Origin of the sequence: Paenibacillus sp. GXUN7292 (assembly GCF_050864975.1) — a bacterium.
Taxonomy (GTDB): domain Bacteria; phylum Bacillota; class Bacilli; order Paenibacillales; family Paenibacillaceae; genus Pristimantibacillus.
The window spans coordinates 33,179-58,396 of the sequence record NZ_JBOZWO010000038.1 but is presented as its reverse complement, the minus strand read 5'-3'; the positions used below and the strand labels follow the sequence as shown (position 1 = coordinate 58,396).

Genomic DNA, 25,218 nt, shown 5'->3' with positions numbered 1-25,218 from the left:
ATCGATTTATTGAAGGCAACAGCGACCCTCCGCTCAAACTTAACGACAGCAGCATCCCGGTCATTTACTTGTAACCTTATGTTAAAAATTAAAAAAACGGCTATTGCAGCCGTTTTTCAATTTCGCTGTTGCGATATTCTGTCGGAGTTAAGCCCGTCATTTTTTTCAGCGTGCGATTCAAGCTTTGCTTATTGCTGAAGCCTGACATTTCGGCCACCTCATTAATCGAATAATCCGTCTCTGCAAGCAGGCGGCACGCTTCCTTGAAGCGAATATCGGTCAAATAATCGATAAACGTCATGCCTGTCGTATCCTTAAACAGCTTCGATACATAATTGCTGTTCATAAAAATCATATCAGACACCATTTGCAGGCTGAGCTGCTCCCTGTAATGCTCACGAATATACGCAACCAGCTTCATCATAACCTCGGAATGCTTGGAGCTGCTTCTTGCCTCCAGGCTTTTAGCAATGCCCTCCATAATACGCAGCAGGTAGCTGCTTATATCCTCCGTTGTTTTCAGCTTCATAAATTCATAATGCCAGGTGCTGCTCTCGATTTCTTCCTCGGGAAGCGACAGCTCAATTCTAACTTTAACAAGCGCGTTGAATAAATGGGAAAGTATTATATTTTTCAAATACATGCCCGATTGCTCGTCCTGCTGCACTTGATTCAAAATCATCGCTTTTGTCGCAACCGCCTTATCAAAACTTCCCGTCTTCAACTCGCCCGTCAAACGATCGATATACTGCTGATAATTAATAAATGAATTGCGGTTAGCGCGATTTACATTCAGATCATGAATGGACAAAATACTTCCTTTTCCGGATATTTTCTCATAAAGCAATACTTCGACTGCTTCCTCATAAGAAAGATGAATATCGGTCAGCCTTTCATATTTGCCGCCTATTCCGATCGTAATGACATCGATAAGCTCAATCTCCTCTGCAGCCTGCTGCTGTATTTTAGCGGCGAAGCGCTTCATTTCCTCCGTTTGCCGCTCATCGCTCTGCCAATTTTCATGGTGCAAAATAAGCACGTCATGCTTATGATAAGCAGCAATATAAGCGCCCTTATAAGTTTCAGCAATCAGCTTTTCGCAAATGGTTCTGATATGAAAATATACCCAGTTTTTCAGCTTTTCATCCATCTGTACAGCGTCACCTGTAACCAGATGAGCTCTTAAAACGAGCACGATATAATTGGCAGAGCCCAAATCCATATCGTAATACTGCAGCTGATCGCTTGTAGCCTCTTCATCCGATAGTTTGCCCGAAAGAAGATTTGTCAGCAAATGATCACGCAGCAATAGCTCCTGAGCCTGAAATCTTTGACGAAACGCTTCATTTTCAAGCTGAATATGGTCGATTGATTTGCGTATATAACTGAACTCATCCTGATGCTTCTCGCGTTTATCCATATGAATGCCTAGCGCCTGCATCATGCTGCGAATTGGACGGTAATGACTTTTCGATATAATAAGCGCAAACAGCAGACCAACGACTAGTCCAATCCCGGCTATAAGGATCGTCATCGTAATTACTTCGTAGGAGCGCTGGAACAAATCATCATAAGGGTTAATCGTGACGTAAATCCAATCGTTAAACGGAGAGCGCAAATACGTAATAAACATTTTTTTACCGTCGATCTTTTGCATAAAATAGCCGTCGCTGCTGTTTGAAAACGCTGACATATCGATCCAGTCGAATCGGTCAAGCAGCATGCTTTTATCTTTATAAGACAATACTTCGCCTTCGTCATTCAAAATGGCCACATTGCCAAGCTTGCGATTATTCGTATTTACTACTGCGTTGTAAAGCACATCTTCCTTCAAATTAATCATTAGCGCGCCTAATTTTTTCTGATTTCTAAGCGGCGTGCTTACCATATAACTAATAAAATGTTCATCTCTGTTTACCGACTTAACCTGCGTAGCTTCCCAAGCCGATGTCAGCTTGGAGTTAAGAAAGCGCTCTAGCGTATCTCGATTGGAAAAGCTGTCCAGCTCTGTAATCCCTTCGCTGGAAATTAATTTTTTATTTTGAGCGCTGTACAAATAAATAGAATGAATGTAATTAGATGAGGTTAAACGCGTATCAAACGTTTTTGACGTTTCCATCAAAAAGCGGTACTCATCATCTAAATTCCAAGGCAGCATAACAGATTTAAGCACGCTCGAATCCAAGCTAAGCGCGGTTGTCATTTGCTGCACCTCATATAATGACTGATCGACTATTTTGCTTGTTTGCAGCAGCAGCTCATTATTGGCTCCCACAATTTCTTCTTTTAGCAAATTGGAGGTATAGTTGTACAGCAAGGATGCCAGCAAGCTAATACTTACAACGACAACTATCGTGATTTGCAGCAGCAAGCGCAAGTAGACAGATTTCTTCATTCTAATCCCCCTATTCTAGGTGCACCTTCTTAGAATAACAAAAAACTTATTTACTTCGCACCTGTTTTGATGCAAAATAAATAAGTTTTTATTGTAATTTTTTGAAATGGTTCGTTTTAGAACATTTTGTCAGATATCGCTTTTGCTGTTTTCTCACGGTTTCTAAGCGCGTCATCCTTCATACGCAGCGCTACTGCTACGTTTAAAATATCGATTATGGCAAGCTGAGAAATTTTGGCCGACATGGAGCTGCCCTGCAGCGGATTTTCTTTGGCAACCATAAGCAGCGAATGATTGGCCAGCTTCGTAATCGGCGAACGCGCATTGCTTGTAATCGCAATAACTTTAGCGCCGGCTGCTTTGGCAAGCTGCAAATTGTCGATTGTATCCTTCGTGCTGCCGGAAATAGACAAGCCAATCGCGACGGAACGCTCATCCATTAGAGATGCTTCAATCGCCTGAAAATGTGTATCCTGCTTGGCATAGCTTCTAATACCGATTCGTGAGAAGCTATGGGCGGCCTGTGCTGCCGATAATCCTGACGAGCCTACCCCGAAGAAATGAATGCTTTCAGCTCCAGTTATAAGATCGATCGTTTTGGCAAGCTGCTCCCGATTCAGCAGCTCTCTGGTCTGCTCCAATATTTGCAAATGAGTGGAAATCACTTTATGCTTTAGCGCAGCCGGATCATCCTGCTCCGTCACCTCGTTATGCAGATGGTCCGTCGGGCGCACCAAATCCTGGGCGAGCGACAGCTTGAAATCCTGAAACCCTTTAAACTTCAGCTTGCGGCATAAGCGCAGTACCGACGTCTCTCCGACATCCGCTTTTTCAGCCAGCTCAGTAACAGAGTAATAAATAACATCCTGCGCATGATCTAAAATATATTTTGCTGCCTTTTGTTCCGTTTTCGTAAGTCCGTTATAATGGCTTTGAATGTTAAGAAGCGTAGCTCCTACACTTTGCATGAATGCGATCATCCTTCCTTCAACAAAAATCATCCGCTATTTATCTGTATTTTTCGATTAATTGATCGCGAGCAAGCCCCATCATAAGTCCGGCTGCTATTTCAGCAACCGTCCAGCCTGATTCTATCGCCCATGGCCCCCAGCCAGCATCGGCAGGAGAAGCATACACTTCCTTCAGGTTTACATCAAACGCTCTTGCCCAAGCGCCATGAATATAATGATTATCGCTATGAATTTGCGCCTGAACGATGAATCTGGCATGCTCCTCCCACAAACGGAGGAAATCGTCATCCTTCGTTACAAAATAAGCCTGCATAAATGCGACTGGCAGCCAGTTGTTGGAATATAATAAATCTACAACAGGATCTCCGTTATGTGCAAGCAAGGAGCTTTCGCCTTCGCCGACCTCGTTGCGCATAACCGCTGTATAGCCGCTGTCCCACTCCAAATAAGCGCCAGACGAATGCCGGAATTTTTGTAAATCCTGCGTTACTTGATAGAGCCAATCTTTATATCGGTCAGCCCCCGTCACCCAATAAGCCCAGCTGAGCGGTAATATCAAACGGCAATATTCCTGCGTCTCGCTTTGCTCTCTCGTCGTGTTCGGATACACATTCATAATCGTATCAAGACCTCTTAGTGCGGTATCCAAAAATGACTGCTTGCCGCCAAGCTTGTACGCCAACAGCAGTGCTGCTATATAATAACCATTGTAATGAGCGCTCGGCAAATTACCCGGCTCCATGCTTAGCTGTGCAATAGCGGCATTGGTCAGATCCTTATTGTCTGTCCGCATAATGCGAGTGCCGTCAACGCCCGTCGTTTGCACTAGAAACTCTAAAATTTGAAAAATTTGAGGCAGCTCGTCATCCTTATCCTCATAAAGCTGTTTGAGCAGCTGCGGAATAATAGCTCTTGCCACATCATCCTGATAGCAAACTCCCCAAGCCTCCTCGGTCCAGCGCATCATACCGCGAAAAGGTCCCCATTCTTTGCATACAAAGTGGTCTATCATGTATTGATAAAGCTGATTGGATAACTCAAGGCTGCTTGAACGGCCATGAACAAGATGCTCCATATAATAGGCAAAAGATATTTCGCCAATACAATCCGCCCGCTGTACGCTGTTTATTTTTTGGCTTCCGTCACAATAAATTTCAGAGCCGAGCCCTTCAATTGCGCCTTCTAACCCATTATTTCTAACGATGTTAGCGCGTTCAAACCAGCCCATTGCAAGCTGCGCAGCATACATGGCGTGCTGATCGATCGTCCAATCCGCGCGCAAACTTCCAGTTGTGTAGCTCTGGGGAAGCTGCTCCAAATCGCAGGGCTGCCCGGTCAGCCACTCCATAATAAACGCAACGATCTTCTCTATTCGTGCTCTTGGCGCAAACCTTGCCCTAATAAAAGAACTGAGCCTAAACGAACATACAAGCAGCTGACCCTGATTCTCGAACCATAGAGCCCGGTCCGAAATATGCTTATGGAAATCCGAAGGCAGCTCTATTCGGTCATGAGCGTGTACCGTCGTATATTGCAAAATCGGCACGTTATGGCTGCACGCAATATCATGCGGCTTGATGCGCATGCCGCTCTGATCCTCCAGCAGCATGCCAAGCTCAAGCCCTTCGATTTGAACGTCCTCAGAGCAGAATACCAGTCTGCGAAACTGCGTGCTTTCCGGCTGCGCGCAGTATACATGCCCAATGCTCGCAACATATTCGGCAAAAACCTTTTTTCCCTTTTGCAATTGCGCTTCTATAATAATACGTTCGGCAGCCTTAAGCAGCATCGGCTTATTGTCCGTTCCGCCAAGCATCGCAATGGCGTCATATTGCTCAAAATCTACAGCTGGAATGCTGCGCGGTTCTATGACATCAACGGCCAGCTTTTGCAGCTTGATCGCATCAAGCAAATCGCTAGTGCCTGAAGTTATAACAGCTATCTTCTTCATCGCTTTGCCTACCATCCCGTCTTCTTCGATTTATATAATAAATAAAGTATACGCAACAGATTTAATATTGCAATTTTGTCCATAAAGAAGCACAACAGCCGCCCCTGACTGTTTCTTTGCAGGAGCGGCTTTGCCATTCTTATTATACGGAGTGTGTATGCGGCCACTCCAGTTCAAAGCCCTGATCCTTCAGCAGCTGCTGGAATTCTGTCAAATAGACTTTGTTTTCCCTTACTTCTTTTGGGGTAACTTGCTTTGTCATACAGTAAGCCGATAGATGGCCCGCTGCTTCGCCAATGTTCCATTCCGAAGGATGCACTCTGTAGCAGCCATTCGTAATATGAGTCGTTCCGATATTTTTACTTGCAGGCAGCACGTTTTTCACGCGAACTGGAATGAGGCTGCCAAGCGGAATTTGGAACGGATAGGCAGATATATCGATAAATGTATTAAGGCCTGTGCTCGGATGCAAATCTATACGGTAGCAGCCCACGCCGACAGAATCCTCAAACGGTACTGCTGCGGTGAGCGGCGATTCCGGCTGCGCGCTAATATGCTGTTCCGTTACTGTAGACAAGGATTGAATTCGGCGCGCTTCGCGAATATACGGATATTTAGCCAAGCCATCCTCAGTTCCGACAACATCCTTTCTAAGCCGCAGGCCAGGATAGCCTTTGCCGCCATCAGGTCTTGGCGCTTCCGTCTGCATCCAATATAGAAGCGATAGGCTCAATTGCTTGGCCATGTATAGATGATGCTGTCTTTCTTCCTCGCTTACATCAATAATCGAGCCTAGCCAATAGTCGTTCTGCGGCCAGTTTACGATCGTAATGCTGCTGTCATAAGTGCCTTCTTCAAAGTTGTCCTTATCAATAATCTGACGATACTCCCATAGCGAGAAGCGGCCTGGCTCCGGGAACAAGGAATATTCAATCGGCTCAAGCGTATGCGGCACAAGGCCGTACCAGCTTAATTGCTTGGTTGGCCAGAACGGAGCCTGGTAATCCTTCCAAAAGTCATACTCCGCCGGCCGTTCAATCGTATGATTCTCGCCTTCGATGTAGTCCATCGCAAAGCAGTACGTAAACGCCTGCATATTTTGCGGCTCAGCCGGTCCGTCTACCGCATGCGGCTCGCCCAAGTCCTGCTTCGATTCAGCGCCAGTTACGTACTCTACGCCAGCCAGCGGGAGCAAATCTCCACATTCCGTCGCATCTATAAAGTATGCGCCTTGCAGCACGAGCTGCTTGCCTGTGCGCAGCCCTTGAACCGTTACTGCTGTTACCGCGTCATCCTTCGTCTCCGCATGAACTGGAATATGCTCTGTCATAATCGAAAGCTTACCGCTATTCACATAAGGTGCCAACATCTCAGTAAGTACATGCAGCGCTGCACGCGGCTCATGGCTAATCCGGCTTACATTGGCTGTGCCGGGATTAAGGCGGTCGTTCTCCCTCGCTTTTTGTGTAACGGGGAATAGATCCTTATAATACTTTCTAATATTGTCGCGGAAATTACGATAGGACCTCGTACATCCAAACGATTCTATCCATTTATGCTCATCTGGCGGCACCGCCTGATTCGTCAGCTGTCCGCCAATCCAATCCGTCTCCTCCGTCATAATGACCTGCTTGCCCATCTTAAGAGCCGATAATGCAGCCGTGCAGCCGCCCAAGCTGCCCCCGATGATTACAATATCAGCCTTCGTAACGTTCTGCGTAGTCATTCTAGCAACTCCTTAAAGTGTATAATAGATTTGTTTTTCAAAATAATAAATGCATCAGCTATAAAATTGGAGATTATATTCTTTATACTATTTAGTTTTGGAGAAAAAGTCAACTTTATATAAACATATGACCAAAGTGGTATTTTGCATGTTCAAAGTGCCTTATGTCTTGTTTCTTGGTCATGATAGAATGAAAGCGCTATCAAAATAAAACCGATTTGTTGAAAGGGGTTCCTACTCATGCGTAAATCGTTAACGATTATTTGTGCTCTTATGCTTTTGTTTGTTGCCGCCTGTGGCTCTAGCGGCAGTGAAAAGCCTGCCAGCAGCACTGCTCCTGCTGCAACTGGCCCAGCGACAAAAGAGCCTGAAAAGCAGCCCGCATTAAATGGAGAAAAGAAAAAGCTTTCGCTTTGGTTTATTGAATCCGGCAAACGTCAAGAGATTATTGAGGCAGCCGTTAAAAAGTTTATGGATGAGAACCAAGATATCGAGGTTGAAGTTGTTCAAATAGCGAATGACCCTTATAAAACAAAACTATCCGTAGCGATGGGCGGCGGCAATCCGCCTGATCTGTTCCATTCATGGGGCGGCGGCTGGCTGAAGCAATTCGTGCAGGCCGATCAAGTGCTTGAGCTGACGGGCAAGATCGATGAAAGCTCTTATATTCCTGCAGCGCTTGGCGCAGCAACGTTCGATAATAAAATTTACGGCGTGCCTTTGGCCATGTCGCTCGTACCTGTATTTTACAATAAAGAAATTTTTGAAAAGCATAGTATCGAAATACCAAAAACATACGATGAGCTGCTAGCTGTCGTAGATAAGCTTAACGAGGCAAAAATCATTCCATTTGCTATGGCCAACAAAACGAAATGGCCGGCTGCCTTTTTCCTTATGTATTTTGCCAATCGCGTAGCTGGCTCCGAGATCTTCGGTGAAGCTTATGAGCGCAATGGACGCGGCTTTGATGACGAAGCCTATGTAAAGGCAGGGGAAATGATTCAAGAGCTGGTGAAGCGCAATGCGTTCAACCCGGGCTTTAACGGGCTTCAATATGACACTGGACAATCTCGTCAGCTGCTATACACAGGCAAGGCTGCGATGGAAATTCAAACCGCTTCCTACATTAATAATGTCCGTAACGAAGCGCCAGAATTTGAAGCGAAGCTCGGTATTTTCCCATTCCCTGTTATCGATGGCGGAAAAGGCAAAGCTACCGATCTGGTCGGCGGAATCTCGCCCGTATTTTCAATAGCTGCAAAAACGAAATATCCGGAAGAAGCTTTGAAGCTTGTTCAAGCGCTCACCTCATTGGAGCTCGCCCAGCAGTTGGCAGACGAAGCCGGCATGATCAGCGCGATACAAGGCGTAAATTACTCAGATCCATTCACGAAAGAAATGAACGATATGCTCACTTCTGCCACCTTTATGCAAACCTTCTATGACCAGACACTTCCTGCTGAGCTGGCGGAGCTTCACAAGGATACAACTCAGTCGCTATTCGGGCTGTCTGTTACTCCCGAAGAAGCCGCCAAGCAAATGGAGCAGCTTGCACAAGATTTATTGAAATAACGAATGGCGCGAGGGGAGGAGATTTCTCCCCTCGCCTCTAACGGAAGGAGCTGGACGTACGTTATGAGCACCGAACAGACCGTCACAAAGCAGCATGGAAGCAATAAGAAGCAATATGGCCTCTTTTTAATCTCATTTATCGCGCCAGCTTTGCTCATTTACTTGCTTTACGTTGTCTATCCGATCTTTGCCACCCTGTATTACAGCTTATTCAACTGGACCGGCATTCAGGCGGATAAAACCTTTATTGGCTTTGATAATTATGTGCGCCTATTCAGCGATAAAGTTTTCTTAAAAACGATTTTCAACAATCTGGTTCTTGTAGTTGCCTCTGTTGCGACTCAAATCCCGCTCGGACTTGTCATGGCATTGATATTGTTTGCGCCTATTCGAGGGATGCGTTTATTCCGCACAGTTTACTTTTTGCCCTTATTAATGTCCACTGTTGCGCTTGGTATTCTATGGACATTTATTTATGACCCTATCTTCGGCATTGTGAACCGCTTCCTGGAAGCAATCGGTCTTGGGGCCTGGCAGCAAGGCTGGCTCGGCGATCCCAAAACAGCATTTATTGCAGTCATTATTACAATATGCTGGCAGTTTACACCCTTTTATATGATTCTATTCCGTGCGGCTATGTCTGGCATTCCAGATGATATATATGAAGCTGCCGAAATTGACGGATGCAGCGGCTGGAAGAAATTTTGGCTCGTTACATTGCCGCTTATCAAGCCTACCATTATTACTTCCTGTGTACTTTCCGTTATCGGCTCACTGAAATATTTTGATCTCATCTTCGTTATGACTGAAGGCGGTCCGGACAGCAGAACAGAGCTAATGGCAACCTACATGTACAAGCAAGCTTTCGCCAAATTCAATATGGGCTATGCAAGCTCTGTCTCCTTCTCCATGTTCATCATTGCTTTTGTCGTCGCTATCTTCATTCTTATGCTGGACCGGACAAGAAACAAGATCGATGAATAGTTCATTCAGAAAGGATTGATCCTGTTGCTATCTGCCTTCAAACGAATCAGTCTGTATGCTGTGGCACTGCTGTTTCTATTTTTTACCGGCTATCCCTTCTTATATATGCTTGCTACCTCTTTTAAAACGCAGGCTTATTTTTTCGAAAGCCCTACCTCCCTTTGGGGAACGTTTGTATGGGAAAATTATAAGCTAGTATTTGAGTTAGGGATTGACCGCTATTTTGTAAACAGCCTGCTCATATCCATTATAAGCGTCGTAATTGTTATTTTAACATCGGCAATGGTAAGCTTTCCGCTATCACGCATTCGCTTTAAACTGAATCGTCCGCTTTACTTTCTATTTCTCGCCGGCATGATGATTCCGGTTCATACCACTTTAATTCCTGTCTATGTTCTGACTAGAGAAATCGGTCTGTACGATTCGCTTTGGTCGCTGACCGGGCCTTATGTTGCCTTTAGCCTGCCGATTTCCATTATTATATTGACGCAATTTGTGAAGGAAATTCCAAAAGAGCTTGACGAAGCCGCCATCGTCGACGGAAGCACGCATGCCCGGCTGTTTTGGAGCATTATTTTCCCTTTGCTGACACCGGCGATTGCCACGATCGGAATTTATAACTTCATTCATATTTGGAATGAGTTTGTGTTTGGGCTTATTTTGATCACTACCCCTTCCAAAATGACTCTGCCATTAGGCTTGCGCGCATTTTACGGTGAATTCTCCGTTAATATTCCTGGTATTATGGCCGCGATTACACTCGGCACCCTGCCGCTTTTAATTGCCTATTTTACCGCGCAGGAGAAGGTCGTCAAAGGCTTGTCCGCCGGCGCCGTGAAAGGGTAGCCGCTCTGCTTTATGCTTATAAGTCAGCTTATTGCTCCAACGAGGAGCGGAGGCTGGCTTTTTGTTCACTTTTGAAAATTATCCATTGTTTACAATACCTATTGCATAGCTGATTTAACTGCGACTACAATGGAGGTCAGATAGAGGCTTCTCTCTTGAATTAGCTTGAGCGTTTCTTTTCAAATTTCTAACAAGGGACTGATTGACAGCCATGAAAAAGTCGGCAGCTGCCATTTGTATTCTCCTTGCCTTATTAACCTCATGCGGAGGCACCTCTTCAAAAACGGAGAACATTCCCGATCTACCACCTGACCAAGATGCAGCAGAAACAAAAAAGCTGGTCCTGTGGTTAATTGAAACGGGAAAACGATTAGATATGATTGAATTGCAGGTTGAAAAATTTATGGAGGAGCATCGTGATATTGAAATTGATATCGTACAAATTCCTAACGATCCTTATAAGTCAAAGCTTAAATTAGCGCTGGGCGGCAGCAATCCGCCGGATGTTTTTCATTCCTGGGGTGAAGGCTCGTTGAAGCAATACGTTCAAGCGGGACAGGTGCTTGAGCTTACGAATAATATAAATACCGATGCTTTTTTACCTGCCGCTCTTAAAGGAGCAACCTTCGACGAAAAAATTTATGGAGCGCCGCTTGCAATGACCGTTGTGCCTGTCTATTACAATAAAGAAATTTTTTCCAAGCATGGACTTGAAATTCCTGCAACATATGAGGAATTGCTAACTATAATCGATAAATTGAATGCCGAGAAAATATATCCGTTTGCGCTAGCCAATAAAACGAAATGGCCGGCTGCTTTATTTTTAATGTACTTTGCCAATCGTATAGCCGGAAATGAAGTTTTTGCCGAGGCCTTCGAGCGCAACGGGCGAGGCTTCGATGATGAAGCTTATATCGAGGCAGGCCGGCTCTTACAAGAGCTGGTTCAGCGAAATGCCTTTAGCCCCGGCTTCAACAACCTGCAATATGACGCGGGGCAGTCCCGCCAGCTGATCTATTCTGGCAAAGCGGCCATGGAAATTCAAACATCCAATTATATTAACAACGTCCGTAACGAGGCGCCTGAATTTGAAAAAAAACTCGGTATCTTTCCTTTTCCAGCTGTTGCAAGCGGCGAGGGTCAGCGTACAGACATCGTTGGCGGCATTTCGCCTGTCTTTTCCGTTTCCGCCAACTCTAAGCATCCTGAAGCAGCTGTCGCGTTAATCCAATCGCTGACTTCCTTGGAGCTTGCGCAAAGGATGGCTGACGACGCAGGACTCATCAGCGCTATAAAAGGCGTACAATATTCTGATCCCTTTACCCGGGAGCTGAACAAAATGATGACCTCCGCAACAAGTGTCCAAACCTTCTATGACCAGACACTGCCTCCTGAGCTGGCCGAGCTGCATAAGGATACAACACAGGCGCTGCTCGGCAATGAGCTTACCCCTGAAGAAGCGGCTGCTCAAATGGAAAGGCTCGCTCAAGAGGTTTTGCGCTAGCCGTACATGTCAGACAGTGAGGAGGGGTAATCATGTCACGCTTAGTCACATTGCTTCGCTTAAACCGTACGCGCGTACAGATACTGCTCGGCTTTTTAACCGTCATTGCCATTGTGCTTTCCATTGCCGGCGGATATCTTTACCGTACCTTGTCCGATCAGCTTGTCCGCGAAGCCGAGCAATATGTCGGAGCTACTGCCGAGCAGGCAAGCGCAAGGCTCGATGCTGTCTTTGCCCAGGTCGATGCCCTTACTCTTCAGCTGATTACAGATCCGCGCATTCAAGACCTTCTATACAAGGTGCATGTCGGAGAAGCGGTGTCCATTGAAGACAAGCTGTCCGTTCGGCCCATTTTATATCATCTGATGGCATTTTCATGGCAAATCGAAAGTATTGAGCTGTACGCTGGCGAAGATCCCTTCTATCCGCTGGAAAATCAAAATTTTCTTATTCGCATCGGACAGGAAGCGGCCACCTTTGCCAATTTGCGCGAAGGCCAGCTCGTCTGGACCAGCAATCGCCATAAAGATGAAAAGCACTTGCTGGCTGTGAGGCAAATTCGTCTTCAACAGGACTACCTTGCAGCTGGCGGGTACGTTATTGTAAAAATTTCTGACGCGCTGCTAAGCTTTTTTCATACCGAGTTTTCAGCCTTCAAGGGCGGCACCATGTATTTATATGATCAGCGCGGCAAGCTCGTCGCTGCGAGCTCGCAAGCTTTGCTTGACGCCGAGCAGCTGCAGAAGCTGGCCGTTCAAACTACTGCCGGACAATCCGGGGAGGCTGCTGTATCCTCGCCCATTGTACGAATTAATAACACGGACTATTTGCAAATTATCCGGCAATCCAATGAAACGAATTGGTCCATATTGATGCTTGTGCCGCTAACAGCGATCACAGGCGGACTGCTTGTATTAAAAAAGGCCATTATTTTCGCAGTCTCGGTCAGCATTATAATCTGCCTTCTGTTAGTAGGCGCGCTGTCCAGTTTAATTACTAAGCCAATTATTAAGCTGCGCTCCAAAATGAGGTCTACGCTTAGCACCTTGCCTGAACCTAACAACGAGCACTATTTTAATTTTGAAATGAATGAACTGAATTTGTCCTACAATAAGCTCGTTCAAGAGCTGCATGATATGGTTGAAACGGTTTATGAAAAGGAGCGGCTGAAAAATCAAGCCGAAATTAAAATGCTGCAGGCGCAAATTCATCCGCATTTTTTATTTAATACGTTGGAATCACTGCACTGGATGCTCGTAGAAAAAAAAGAAACGGACGGCGCAAGAATGGTCATCGCTCTGTCCAGGCTGTTTAGATACTCAATACGTTCCACATCAAACGATGACTGGACGACGCTTGACGATGAGCTTAACCACTGCCGCATGTATTTAGAAATTATGGGCTACAGGCTTGGCCCTCGATTAAGCTGGCAGGTGCACTCTGAGCAAATGCTGCATACGCTAGCCCTGCCCAAGCTGATGCTGCAGCCCCTTGTCGAGAATGCGATTGCGCATGGCATCGAGCCTCGCGTTGAAGGCGGACATATTGCGATTAACGCACTGCCTGTTCATATTCATGGCAAGGCCCACGTGCGTATTGAAATTAATGATAACGGACTGGGCATGAAACTGGATGCGCTTTCAGAGCTGCGGAGCAGATTGCAGGCTGAATCGGCCGCTCATGCGCAAACGCCAGGCTTAGGCTTGCTCAACGTTCAACACCGGCTCAAGCTGTATTTCGGCACCAATTATAGTTTACAGCTAAAAAGCTCACCAGGTGAAGGGATGCACATTGCCATGATTATTCCAATAAGGAGCTGATTATAATGCTAAGCAGTCCTGTTATTCTGATCGCTGAGGATGAATTGCCTACCAGACGAGGCATCGTAAATACTTTGATGGAATGGTCGCAGGGGCAGCATACGCTGACCAGCGCTGCCAATGGGGTCGAAGCGCTTGAGTTTTCACGAACGCACCGTATCGACCTGCTTATTACCGATATTAAAATGCCCGGGCTGGACGGCATTGAGCTGCTGCAAGCGATGAAGGACGATGGACAAGATATTACTTCCATTCTGCTTACCGGATATGCAGAATTTGAATATGCGCGTTCAGCTATGTCGCTTGGAGCTGTCAATTATATTCTGAAGCCGGTGGAGCCGGCAGAGCTGGTCAGTGCTGTGAAGCAGGCGCTGCAAGCGAAGGCGCGTCAACCAACGATCGATAAGGATAAAGCACTGACTCCAGTAGTTAAAAATGAATTTGTGAAAAAAGCGCTGCAGTTTATTCACAGCTCTCTGTCCGAGCCGAGCCTTACAATCAGAGAGGTCGCTGATCATATTCATCTCAGCTCCGGTTATTTGTCCGTCTTGTTCAAGGAGGAGCTCAACATGACCTTTAGCGATTATATCGCCAGCCGCCGCATGCAGCTTGCCAAGCAGCTGCTGCTTCACACCGATAACAAAATTTATGAAATAGCGGAAGCAGCCGGCTTCAGCTCCTCCAAATATTTTGTAAAAGCCTTTCGTATGAATGAAGGGATTACCCCAAAACAATTTCGCAAGGGCTAGCAGGAAAGCGAGGTGTTTATTAGCTGCTTATGATGAAGAAACCGAATCGACTACTAAATCTTTCTGTACTGCTTATTTTAATACTGGCAATCGGCTGTTCCGCTTCCCCATCAATTAATGTCAATGAAAAAAATAGAGGAACGGTCAGCAACCCTACTAAAGTCACCTTTTGGAATATTAATACGAATGACAAGCGTCAAAAGCATTGGGAGGAGAGCATCCAGCGGTTTAATGAATCCCAATCGCGCATCCAAATCGTACCTTATTTTTATGAGATAGAAGCCTATAAAAATAAATTGAGTGTTGCCATGATGTCAGGCAAGCTGCCTGATATTTTCTACTATTGGTCGGGAGAGCCGTTTAAATATATGGTCGATTCGCAAATTGTAGCAGACTTGACGGAATGGTTAGAAAACGATCCTGAGCTCAGCAGCCGATTTTATCGGGGAGCGCTGCATAGCGCACAGTACTATGACCGTATTTATGGCATACCGATTTCTCTCAATAAGGTTATGCTCTGGTACAATAAGGAGCTGTTTGCAAAATACAAGCTGAAGCCGCCTGCTACTTGGGATGAGCTGCTTCATGCTGTTGCTGTCCTGCGAGAGCAGCAAGTCGAGCCGATAGCGATTTCAGGCAAGGAGCGCTGGCCGCTACTGCATTGGTTCGCCTATTTATCCAACCGCATAGGAGGCGCCTCGCCATTCGAGCGCGCAGCAAAAGGGGCAGACAATTTTACAGAGCGCAGCTTCGTAGAGGCGGCCTTATTGTTTCGCGAGCTGATTGACCGTAAAGCATTTATGACAGGCTTTCTCGGACTGGATATTGCTGCGGCGGAAGAAGCCTTTATTGAAGGAGATGCAGCCATGTATTTGCAAGGAGACTGGGCGACAGAAAAGCTGCTGCGCAATCCGGCCATTGGATATTTGCCCTTCCCTTCCATTCAGCAGGCAAAGCAATATAATGACTACTACGGCGGCTATTCGGTAGGATGGGCGATTGCTCGAAATAAAAATCAGGAGGCTTCCTTTGAGGTTCTGATGCATATGCTAAGCATGCCGGAACAGACGTTATATGTAGAACAGACAGGCTCTCCTTCCTCGCTGCAGCAGCTGGAGGTAGACCCTACTCATATGAACGCCGCTGTCTATGAATATATTAAAGCTGCTAATGAGACGCCTAAAACCTATTTCCGCTTCTACGACCAGGATCTGGATGACAGCCGCTCACAGCTGCTGCTTGACGCCATTATGAAAATTGCAGGCTCCGAGCAAATCACCGAGGAGGAAATTATCCATTTGCTGCAGCAAATTGAATAACTGCCTGTTCAGTTGGTGCTGTATGCCAGGCTGTTGAGTAATAATTCTAACGAAGCTGGCTAGGGTGTCGATTAATTGTGGATAGGGCAATAAGCAATCTAAAGGGAGGCTGCTACGATCAAGTTTGGGATTCCGACCGCTGATGTAGTCCAATTTTTTGATGAAGCAACCCCTGTAAAGGATAAAATTGACCTACAAAGGCGGACGCTGCCGATTCTCCATTCCCAATCTTGCTCTCCGTTTCCCCCTTTCCCATTGCTTATCAAGCGTTGCGCACATGAATCGCGACATGGACACACGTTCCGTTATTTGCTTCAAAAACGCGTTTTTTTTAATTTCGCGGTCACACGTTCCGCTAATCGGCTCGAAAGGGAGCTTTATTTGCTATATATGGATCAATAACGGAACGCCTGTCACTTTACCGACTCAAAACTGCTCTTTTGGGAGTATAGCGGAACGACTGACCAGTTAGTTAGCTAGGGAAGCTAAAATTGGTCAACAAAGGCGGACGCTGCCGCTTCTCCATTCGCAATCTTGCTCTTCGTTACCCTTTCTTTTTGCTTGCCAATCGTTGCCCACAATGAATCGACACCCTCCTAACATTCGTTAGAGTTTCCGGACAAGTTTCTCAACAGCCTGATACCTGATATACACGTTTGAACCACACTTTTCACATCTACCTTCCTTCGATGAGCAATGAAAGCTCCTCATGCGGTTCTAAGTAACTACAGGCACAGCACCTCATCGCACTCACGCCGCTACCACTTGGCAGCATGATCTTCTGCCCAGCCAAGCAAATTAGAAATTATAATCTTTTCTCCGCTGTCATCAACGATATAACCGCTGTATGTGCCTATCAATTGATGAACCTTTGATGTAATAATAACAGCATTGGTTGCGGCTATACGTTCAAAAATAGGATCAAAGCGCAGCTTCACTCTATCGGTGCCCTTCGTTTCCAAATGCCACGGCTCCATATAATTTTGCTGATTATAGTTCCAAATCATATCCTCGTGAATTTTATGCAGCCTGCCGTTCACAACAAAACCATTTTCATTTTGCCCGGTACCATCCGTCCATTTGCCTCCAAAGTTGAGGCCGATCGTCCTGCCATCAGCCCGGCCTGAGGCAGCGCCCCAATTCCATTCTGCACGGTATGGCCATTTCCCCCTGCCAAAATCGAGACAGCCGTAGCTATCGGTCCGGGATATCGAATACGTTTCCTCATGCCAATGTATCGTGCCGGATGCAGGCAGCGCTTCCATCTTGGAAGTAAATTGAAATCTCTCCCTGCTCCACGGAATAACGACATTGAGAGATTCGTGATCCTGCGGACGCTCGATAAGAAGGCTCGCTGTAAAGGGCTGTTTCAAACCGCCGAAGCTCGGACAGTGCACCTTAATGCTGGTGCTGCCGCCCAATTCCTCAAAGGCGATGGCGAGCTGCGGACTTTCATACCGGACAGAGGCATACACCTCATCAGGCATATTGCAGCCTTTACCAAAAGGAACAACGACTGTTTTCTCTTGAAATTTTTTAGTAGCAAGATCAAGCGCATAAATAAAAATAACAGCCGCATAATCCAAATGGGATATCGTCGCTGAAAATAATAGCCGCGGGCTCGTTACGCACCAATAGTTCCACTTTTTTTTGCGAAACAAACTCCCTCTTACATTGCATGCTATAATCGGATGCCTTGCCCAGCCTACTCCGTCCGGCGAAAGCTTGCCTTGCTGGTCGCACATTGCCACAGCTTCTACTATTTCCCGCGCCGTCATCCTCATCCTCCTGACAAATTATTATACTATGATGTCTGATCCAACAGCTGCCTGACTTGCTCTACAGACTGGCGTGTTACTTGCTCGCCTGCGGAAATGCAAAAATTCATATCCTTAAAGCCAATCTGCTGAAAGCCCAGATCGGGACGCAATATGATATCTGCAAGCTGCAGCTCTTCCCGCACCATTTTGGCACTCATCATATCAATTGTATTCATCAAAGAGTCTATAAAATGCCGAGTTGTTCCTTTAGCAAATGATTCCGCGCTTACATTTACCGCAATAACGATATCTGCTCCCATGCTTTTAACAAGCGCTGCCGGGACTGGGTGGACAACAGCCCCGTCGATCAATGTTTTATTTTGAAATCGAACAGGCCTCATAACAGCTGGAATAGCTGTACTGGCGCTGATGGCATGAGCCAGCGAGCCGCGCGTCATAATATGAGCCTCACCCGTAGCCACCTCAGAAGCTACCGCTGCGAAAGGAATTGGCAAATCTTCAATATTGCGCTTGCCCAAATGACCTTCTATAAAATCTACCATCGGTGTATTGTGCACAAAGGAGCGCTTGGGGAAGGTGGGCCTTACTAGCTGCCCCCAGCGCATTGTGGCGACTACCGCAGCGCAATCATCCGCTGACATGCCCGCGGCGAACGCCCCGCCGACAAAGGAACCGACGCTTGTGCCGGCAATATAATCAACCGGAATATTTTCTTGCTGCAATACACGCAGGACGCCAACATGTGCTAAGCCTCGCAGCGAGCCGCTTCCCAGAGCAAGGCCTATCTTGGGCCGTTCTCCTTCAGACCGGCTTCTGCCAAACCGCAAATGGCCGCTGGTAATCATTCTGCCTTCGCTGCGAATAAAAGCTTCCTTAATAATTGCTTGCAGCTCTTCTACATTATTTCGCAGGTACGGAAATAAGCTTAGCATGCGAAGCGCATCCTGCGAGAAGGCATATTCAGCATGGGCAGCCCCTTCACGGACAGCAAAATACTTAGCCAGCAGCGGAATATCCTCAACCCGCTCACGCAGGGGCGGTATTACAATAAGCTGTGCACGCTGCAGCGGCAGCTGAACGCTGGAAAGCAAAATAATTCTTGTTTCTCCATCTGTGCCGTCTATCGCGTGCAGCCACTCGCGGGACAGCTTTTCAGCATCGGAAATGACTAATGATCCGCCTCTTGCCGCCCGCAGCGTTGCTTCCCATTCCGATTGATTTAGTTTATCCGGCTGGATCGTTAACAGCGGATAAAGCCCTTCCGCTGCCAAATAATGCAGCTTAGCCGCTACATTCATTTTGCCCGTGCCTGGCTCGCCGCATATAACAACAGGCTTCGTATGCGAGGCTGCGGCATGAACCTGAGCGATAACCAGGCGGATCGCTTCGCTATCGCCTATAATATCGCCATAACGCTCCTCATCCCGGCCTTCCTGCTGCTTTATAACCAGCACACTTTTTTCATGCTCTTCAACGACACGCGCATTGGAATTTTGTATGCGTTTGACCATAGCATTAATCATTTGCATGCGGAACTGCGAATGCTCATCCATTAATAGCAGCAAGCCTTCTCTGCCGATCGCATGGACCTGAACCTCGCCAATCGCCTCTACATTGGCACTGACTGTATCGCCGGTCAAGCAAGACATTTCTCCAAAAAACTGACCGTGCTTCAGCACGGCCAATTGTATTTTCACTTCCTGTTCTATATAAACACGTACCTCGCCCGTTGTTATGATGAACACTTTATCGCTTATTGTGCCCTTCTTCATAATCAGCTCGCCCGCGTCATACTGATAGAATTCGATGGCAATACCGGCTGCTATCAGCTTTTCTTTAATTTGAGCATTAATCAAAGGATATTGCTCATTATTCACTAGCAACGACCTCTTTTCACCCTGTTAAAGAACTAATCTTAATCCCTCATTAAAATAATAGCATTTTGCTCCTTCACCTCAATGGTGCGAAGCTGGGATATACGCTGCAAATAAGCTAACTCCACATAGCCCTTGCCATTAATAATAGGTGCATTTTCCTCGCCAAGCTTAAAGCGCACGCTCCAATCGTTTTTCACGATTTCTACCTCAAACGTTTCTTTATGCCACAGCACATCCGCCTGCCACTGCTCAAACAGATCTCTAACCGGCACAAATTGCTTGCCCTTGCTTTCATAAGGAATCACACTGTCAGTAAAGGATATGCGGTCATAATCAAACCATACCTGTGTCTGCTTCGGCGATTGCTCCAGCGGGATAGAATCGATAATATCTGCTTCTGTTTTCACCGTCTCAAGCTGCTCCAAATCAACCGCTACTGCTTTAATCTTACCGTTATGAGAATCAGACACATACAGCTTGCCGTCTGCATATGCAACTGCGGCTGGAACATTGAACTGCGCTTCTCCAATCGCTCCAAGCTGGTCGCCTGGCAGTCCTTGGCCGGCGACATTCACAACAAGCCCTTCTGCTGTAATCGCTCTGATTCTGTGATTCAAGCTGTCAGCGATAAACAAAATGCCATTTTCGTAGTGCAAGCCCTTCGGAAAGTTAAAGGCCGCCTGCTGACGAGCACCGTTCCGGTAACCGCCTTCACGGTATTCTGTTAATTCGTCAGCTGGCGTTACAGTTCCTGCAAACGTGCTGACTTTATTATCCGCTATTTCCCTGATCAGCTGGTTGCCGCTATCCGATACATAAATGCTGCCATTGCCGCCGATCGCCACATCAGCCGGTTCATTAAAGCGGGCAATACCGGCCGAGCCATTCAGCAAGCCTCCGCTGCTGTCCTGCTTGCCGGCAACGGTTGACACTTCTCCTGCTGGCGTAACTAGGCGAATGACATGGTTCATCGTATCCGCTACATATAAATTATCCTGCGCATCTATCGCGATGCCGCTGGGATGATTGAACTGCGCTTTTGTTTTCTCGCCGTCCAAATAGCCCTGCTGGCCAGTTCCCGCATGCGTATACACGACGCCATCTACAATTTTGCGAATCGTGTGGTTACTAAAATCGCTCAAATAGATAATTCCTTTACTGTCGACCGCAATATCCCGCGGATGAAAAAACATAGATTTCTCCAGTCCTGTATCCACATAGCCGCCAATTGGCTGGCCATAGCGGTCTACTCCGAGCTGTCCGCCTGTCATCCAGCTTTGCTGCATGTCAGAGGCAAGCTTCTCAATCGTATGATTGGCTGTGTCGATTACAATAAGTCCGCCATCACCTGCCGCCCATATTCCCGCTGGCTCCAGCCATGAGCCCGCAAGCTCGCTGACAGCCTTCTTGCTGCCGCTTTCTGCAGCTGAAACCCCGATTGCACTGCTGCTCATAAGCAGCAGCGCAATCAGCGCAGCTTTAAATCCTTTCCCGCCAAATCGTTGTCCTCTCATACTTGCACCCCCTTTTCTCGCATCTATATTACACGATTAAATATTTGAGTTACTACCTTTTCTTCCTGCTGACCGCTATTTGAAATATAAATATTCAAGTTCAAGCTTGCAGCACTGCCTGACTGGCCTAAGACTTGCTCCAGCCAGCTTTTCTTCAATGTAATTATCGCTTCAGCCGGCTGTCCCGGCTTCGTCTGAATTGTATACGCTGAACTCGGGACCGCTTCCTCCGCATCGCCATAGGTCAGCCTTGCAATCGACTCTGCATTATTCAAAACAACATGCTGCTGCAAATCACGCAGCTTATAGATATACGAGGCTGGTCCTGTTTGTGTTGATTGTCCCCCGCTTGCATTCGTCCAAAGCTCAGGCGATTGTACTCCTGTGGCTTCATTTTTAAATATACCGGCATTAAATTTCAGCGGCACCGTGCTGATTAATCCGTCTGGAATTGTTATATACAGCGATCCGCCATTGATGCCAGACGTATAGCCGATCATATATAAAGGCTGAAGCATGCGCCCATCCCTGGCCAGCCAAATGCCATCCTTTAACAATTGAGGATTGGCATTAACACCTGGAAAAAGCTGTACCGCTACGCCGCTCCCCAACGAATTTACATTTTCCCAATATTGCGCTGAAGTTTTAACGAGCTCAATATTTAGCGGATCTACGCTATTATCCTTGTCTTCATCGTTTAGATATATGGATAAACTAGCGCTTTGTGCGAATTCCAGCTCCGTCAAAAGGGTATTGTTCAGCACAATTTCAAACAGGTCTCCCGTCAGAGTGCGCCGATCATAATGTTGTGATTCATGAAGTTCCATAGTTATTGGTCCCGATATATCCTCATGGAAATAATCTAGTGTAATGGACAGGTTATCTGCCGTATGGCCATAAGGATAGATCGGAATTGCCAGCTCTGAAGCTTGATCTAAATAAATAATCTGTCTTGAAGCTGACCATACGACTGGAAGCGACTCAAACAATCGTTCCCGCTGAATATTGTCAGTGCCTCTTGATTTAATCGCCCCTTCCGTGAATGTAAGCCCATAATAATCTTGATCCAACGGCAGCTTCTCGCTGAGTGTAATGATGATCTGGTCGTAATTAGCTCCTCCTACTACTGCTGAAAACGGAATGCTAATTGGCGAGCCGTCCCCGTCAATTTCAATATGTGCCGCGCCATCAACCATTTCATCGCTCCATTCTATCGGCTGATCAAATGGAATAACAATTTGATTCGACTCATTGTAGCGCTTGTGGAATTGATTTTGAAAAAGCTCCCAATCTATTCTAGGCATTTGAATATACTGCTGCTCTACCGTTAATATATGCCCTGAACTGAATTCGAGCAGCAGCTCCTGCTTCACATCCTGTCCATTCTGCTGTACCCTTTCTATGTATTCATTGTTCAGTCGTATAGTTTGACTATCTACCACTTCGTACATCGTAGAGGGAAGCACATACACCCCTTTTTCTCCAAAACCGCCATCCAAATATTGCACGAACATTATCCGCGACAGCGTCTGTCCATTGCCGTTATACTTGATATCGACTTTATCGCTGCCTTCATAAACCTTATCTACAGAAATCAAAGAAGGTGCGCCGCCGCCTGGGGTTCCGCCACTGCCACTGCCAGGGTTTACCGGCGGATCATATACGATAATATGCTTCTCTGCCTCTTCATCGTCTGCCATGCCTTCCTCGTCATAGAATCGGGCTTCTTGAATTTTGTCCAGTTTTTCCACCGACCAGGCGCCGGAATCATCCATATGGAAGCTTTCATCCGGATTAACGAAGATCGGCTCCCCGTCTTCTTGATTGGAAAGATCGATTCGCACTTGTCCTTCCAATACGCCAACCCATGTTCCTAATCCATCATAATAGACATAAAATTCCGTTCCCATAACACCCATAATCGCTGTTGGCGTTTTTACATTAAAGCGGGAATCGCCATCCAGCTTTTTAGTAATCTTCACCTTTACTTTGCCGCCGACTAGCGACAGCGTGGTTTTGCCTGACTCCGATTTTATGCTGCTGAGCAGTTCGCTAATGACAAGCTTTGTATCTGCGGCAACGGTAACCTCTTTGTTATCGTCAACCTGCAGCTTAAGGCTGCTCTTGCGTCCTGTCGTAAACGTATCGCCTTGCGTAAAGGACATATTTTTAAATACGGAAAACTGCTTCTCTCCGCCGCCCTTCTTCATTTGAACGGTGCCTGAAAGCTCCAGTACCTTTCCTACCTTTGCATAGTCCTTGGCAAAAATAGCTTGCGGGACTATTAGGCAGAGTATTAATACAGCTGCAACGAGCACTCTGCTAAGCTTCACTTTATTCCCTCCAATTCATAGATTGCAATCTTCTGTTCCTTGCCCTTCACTTGGATCTCGCCAAGGAATGCGGCATCTACTCTCTCTTTAACCAGCTCATATACTGCGCTGCTTACTATAATCTGCCCGGGCTTTGCCGAACTTTCCAGCCTTGCCGTTGTATTGACGGTATCGCCGATTACCGTGAAATCCATTCTTGTCTTGGAACCGATGTTGCCGACAACAGCCGGTCCAGTATGTATGCCTATGCCGAATTTAACCCCTTCTCCGAAGCGCTCCATCAGCTTTTTCTCCAGCTCTGCTGAGCCCTCCTTCATCGCCCATGCCGATCTGACGGCTTGCATCGCATGATCCTCCAGCGGAAGCGGCGCATTAAAAATCGCCATCGTCGCGTCGCCGATAAATTTATCAAGCGTGCCGCCAAATTTAAAAATACAATTCGCTGTCAAATCAAGGTACTCATTCAGGATGCCTACAATTTCCTCAGGCTCCACACGCTCGGATAAAGTCGTAAAACCGCGAATATCGACAAATAGTACGGTTAATTCCTTGCGGCTACCGCCAAGCTTCAAGCCTTCCTCGCCATTTTTCAAAATCTGGTCCACAACCTCCGGAGCGACATATCTGCCAAATATTTGCGTCACTCGTTTGCGCTCCGCCAGCTCAACCACGTAATTATATGCTACTGAAGCAATGAAGAACGTAAATAACATGGCTATTAAATAAACAGACGATACAATCGTTCCGCTGTCATAAATCCATCTGCTTGCAAATAAAATAGCTGTCGCCAGCGCTGCAAGCGCTGCAAAGGAACCGATTACAGACCGCAATCTGCATAGCCAATAAGCAATCAGCGCGACGGCAATTAATATAGCCCCATCCCATTTCCAGTCCAGCTCTTTTTTATAATACTGCTCCAAAATAGATTGAATAATGTTCGCGTGGATCTCCACTCCAAACATGCTTTGCTTGCTGTCCAGCGGGGTTAAATAATCGTCGTTCATGCCAACGGTGTACGGTCCTGCCAAAACGATGCGATCTTCAAAATAGTCAGCCGGCACATCCCCCTGCAGCACCATCGAGAACGGAATTACTTCAAATTGCTGAGGCTTGCCGGCATAAGCGATATGAAAGCGTTCAAAAAGATCAAGAGGCACATCCGCCTGCTCAATCCGTTGTCCTGTATGCTCCATATATTTGTTGGCAATAACCCAGGAGAAGCTGTCAATCTGCTCGCCATTATAGGCAAATCTGAGCAATGATTTGCGGACCACACTGTCACTGTCTGGAATCGTATTCAAATGACCAAGCGCTGCAGCCGCTTCCTTAAGCTCAGGGAAAGGCTCATACAGCTCGAGCGCTTCAATCATGCCGCGCTGCGCATACTCATCAAACACCCCATAACGGGCTAACACTACATTGCCCGCCTCCCGGACAGCGTTAACAAATACCTCATTCTCATCGCTATCATCCGATGGCAACGGGAAGGTAATATCAAGTCCGATTACAGCCGGATTTCCTTCCGATAAATATTCAATTAACTGAGCGTAGACTCTTCGATCCCAAGGCCATTGCCCAATTTCAAGCAAGCTTTCCTCATCAATAGCCAATATAGATATACGAGTGTCTATAGGCCTTGTATGCTGCAGCCATTTGTCTTGCATGCGCAGTTCCAGTGCTGACAGCACGTTTTGCTGCAGCAGAACTACAAATAGCAACGTTATAATGGCATGTAAATGTTTTAGTTTTATGTGCATTTCCTCCCTTATCCATGCACTTTTTGGCAATTGTAAGCGCAAGCAACGACAGTATTCTATTTTATTCTAACAGCCTTTAATCAGATTGACATCAAATTATGACAAAAAAATTACATTAA

16 protein-coding genes are annotated in these 25,218 nt (G+C 46.5%); 7 read left to right on the top strand and 9 right to left on the bottom strand.

Annotation, left to right across the window (positions count from 1 at the left end):
* Window positions 1–100: 100 nt before the first annotated feature.
* From ACRRU2_RS23175 to ACRRU2_RS23160, 4 genes are all read right to left on the bottom strand, one after another.
* Complete coding sequence (locus ACRRU2_RS23175; RefSeq protein WP_432505350.1) at window positions 101–2,395, bottom strand: helix-turn-helix domain-containing protein; 2,295 nt, start codon at window positions 2,393–2,395, stop codon at window positions 101–103.
* Window positions 2,396–2,511: 116 nt separating this feature from the next.
* The gene (locus tag ACRRU2_RS23170; protein ID WP_331700674.1) at window positions 2,512–3,363 is read right to left on the bottom strand and encodes a MurR/RpiR family transcriptional regulator; all 852 of its coding nucleotides are present in this window, start codon (window positions 3,361–3,363) and stop codon (window positions 2,512–2,514) included.
* A gap of 40 nt (window positions 3,364–3,403) precedes the next feature.
* A complete protein-coding gene (locus ACRRU2_RS23165) occupies window positions 3,404–5,317 on the bottom strand; it encodes a hypothetical protein (RefSeq protein WP_432505348.1) in 1,914 nt (637 codons plus the stop codon).
* A 142-nt stretch (window positions 5,318–5,459) separates the two neighbouring features.
* A complete protein-coding gene (locus tag ACRRU2_RS23160) occupies window positions 5,460–7,043 on the bottom strand; it encodes an FAD-dependent oxidoreductase (RefSeq protein ID WP_432505346.1) in 1,584 nt (527 codons plus the stop codon).
* A gap of 240 nt (window positions 7,044–7,283) precedes the next feature.
* Between ACRRU2_RS23160 and ACRRU2_RS23155 the strand changes: the two genes are divergently transcribed.
* From ACRRU2_RS23155 to ACRRU2_RS23125, 7 genes are all read left to right on the top strand, one after another.
* On the top strand, window positions 7,284–8,615 hold the full coding sequence (locus ACRRU2_RS23155) for an extracellular solute-binding protein (protein WP_432505344.1): 1,332 nt from the start codon (window positions 7,284–7,286) through the stop codon (window positions 8,613–8,615).
* 63 nt (window positions 8,616–8,678) lie between these two features.
* A complete protein-coding gene (locus tag ACRRU2_RS23150) occupies window positions 8,679–9,599 on the top strand; it encodes a carbohydrate ABC transporter permease (RefSeq protein WP_331700678.1) in 921 nt (306 codons plus the stop codon).
* A 24-nt stretch (window positions 9,600–9,623) separates the two neighbouring features.
* Entirely contained in the window at window positions 9,624–10,445 is an 822-nt protein-coding gene (locus ACRRU2_RS23145; RefSeq protein WP_432505342.1) for a carbohydrate ABC transporter permease, read from the top strand.
* Window positions 10,446–10,656: 211 nt separating this feature from the next.
* Window positions 10,657–11,949, top strand: coding sequence for an ABC transporter substrate-binding protein (locus ACRRU2_RS23140; RefSeq protein WP_432505340.1), 1,293 nt, complete (start codon window positions 10,657–10,659; stop codon window positions 11,947–11,949).
* A gap of 32 nt (window positions 11,950–11,981) precedes the next feature.
* On the top strand, window positions 11,982–13,769 hold the full coding sequence (locus ACRRU2_RS23135; protein ID WP_432505338.1) for a cache domain-containing sensor histidine kinase: 1,788 nt from the start codon (window positions 11,982–11,984) through the stop codon (window positions 13,767–13,769).
* Between the two features lie 5 nt (window positions 13,770–13,774).
* Window positions 13,775–14,518, top strand: coding sequence for a response regulator transcription factor (locus ACRRU2_RS23130; RefSeq protein ID WP_432505336.1), 744 nt, complete (start codon window positions 13,775–13,777; stop codon window positions 14,516–14,518).
* Window positions 14,519–14,547: 29 nt separating this feature from the next.
* A complete protein-coding gene (locus tag ACRRU2_RS23125; RefSeq protein ID WP_432505334.1) occupies window positions 14,548–15,837 on the top strand; it encodes an ABC transporter substrate-binding protein in 1,290 nt (429 codons plus the stop codon).
* A 758-nt stretch (window positions 15,838–16,595) separates the two neighbouring features.
* Here ACRRU2_RS23125 and ACRRU2_RS23120 read toward each other — a convergent pair.
* Genes ACRRU2_RS23120 through ACRRU2_RS23100 form a run of 5 tightly spaced genes read right to left on the bottom strand, consistent with a single transcriptional unit; the run spans window position 16,596 to window position 25,099 of the window.
* Window positions 16,596–17,615 (bottom strand): DUF2804 domain-containing protein, encoded by a 1,020-nt coding sequence (locus ACRRU2_RS23120; RefSeq protein WP_432505332.1) that lies wholly within the window; start codon window positions 17,613–17,615, stop codon window positions 16,596–16,598.
* A gap of 26 nt (window positions 17,616–17,641) precedes the next feature.
* Window positions 17,642–19,495: a patatin-like phospholipase family protein gene (locus ACRRU2_RS23115; RefSeq protein WP_432505330.1), complete on the bottom strand. Its 1,854-nt coding sequence runs from the start codon at window positions 19,493–19,495 to the stop codon at window positions 17,642–17,644.
* A 38-nt stretch (window positions 19,496–19,533) separates the two neighbouring features.
* The gene (locus ACRRU2_RS23110; RefSeq protein ID WP_432505328.1) at window positions 19,534–21,009 is read right to left on the bottom strand and encodes a stalk domain-containing protein; all 1,476 of its coding nucleotides are present in this window, start codon (window positions 21,007–21,009) and stop codon (window positions 19,534–19,536) included.
* Between the two features lie 23 nt (window positions 21,010–21,032).
* Window positions 21,033–23,342 carry a FecR family protein gene (locus ACRRU2_RS23105; protein ID WP_432505326.1) on the bottom strand — a complete coding sequence of 770 codons (2,310 nt, stop codon included), beginning with the start codon at window positions 23,340–23,342 and terminating at the stop codon, window positions 21,033–21,035.
* A complete protein-coding gene (locus tag ACRRU2_RS23100) occupies window positions 23,339–25,099 on the bottom strand; it encodes a CHASE2 domain-containing protein (RefSeq protein WP_432505324.1) in 1,761 nt (586 codons plus the stop codon). The genes ACRRU2_RS23105 and ACRRU2_RS23100 overlap by 4 nt, the downstream gene beginning before the upstream one ends.
* Window positions 25,100–25,218 lie beyond the last annotated feature (119 nt).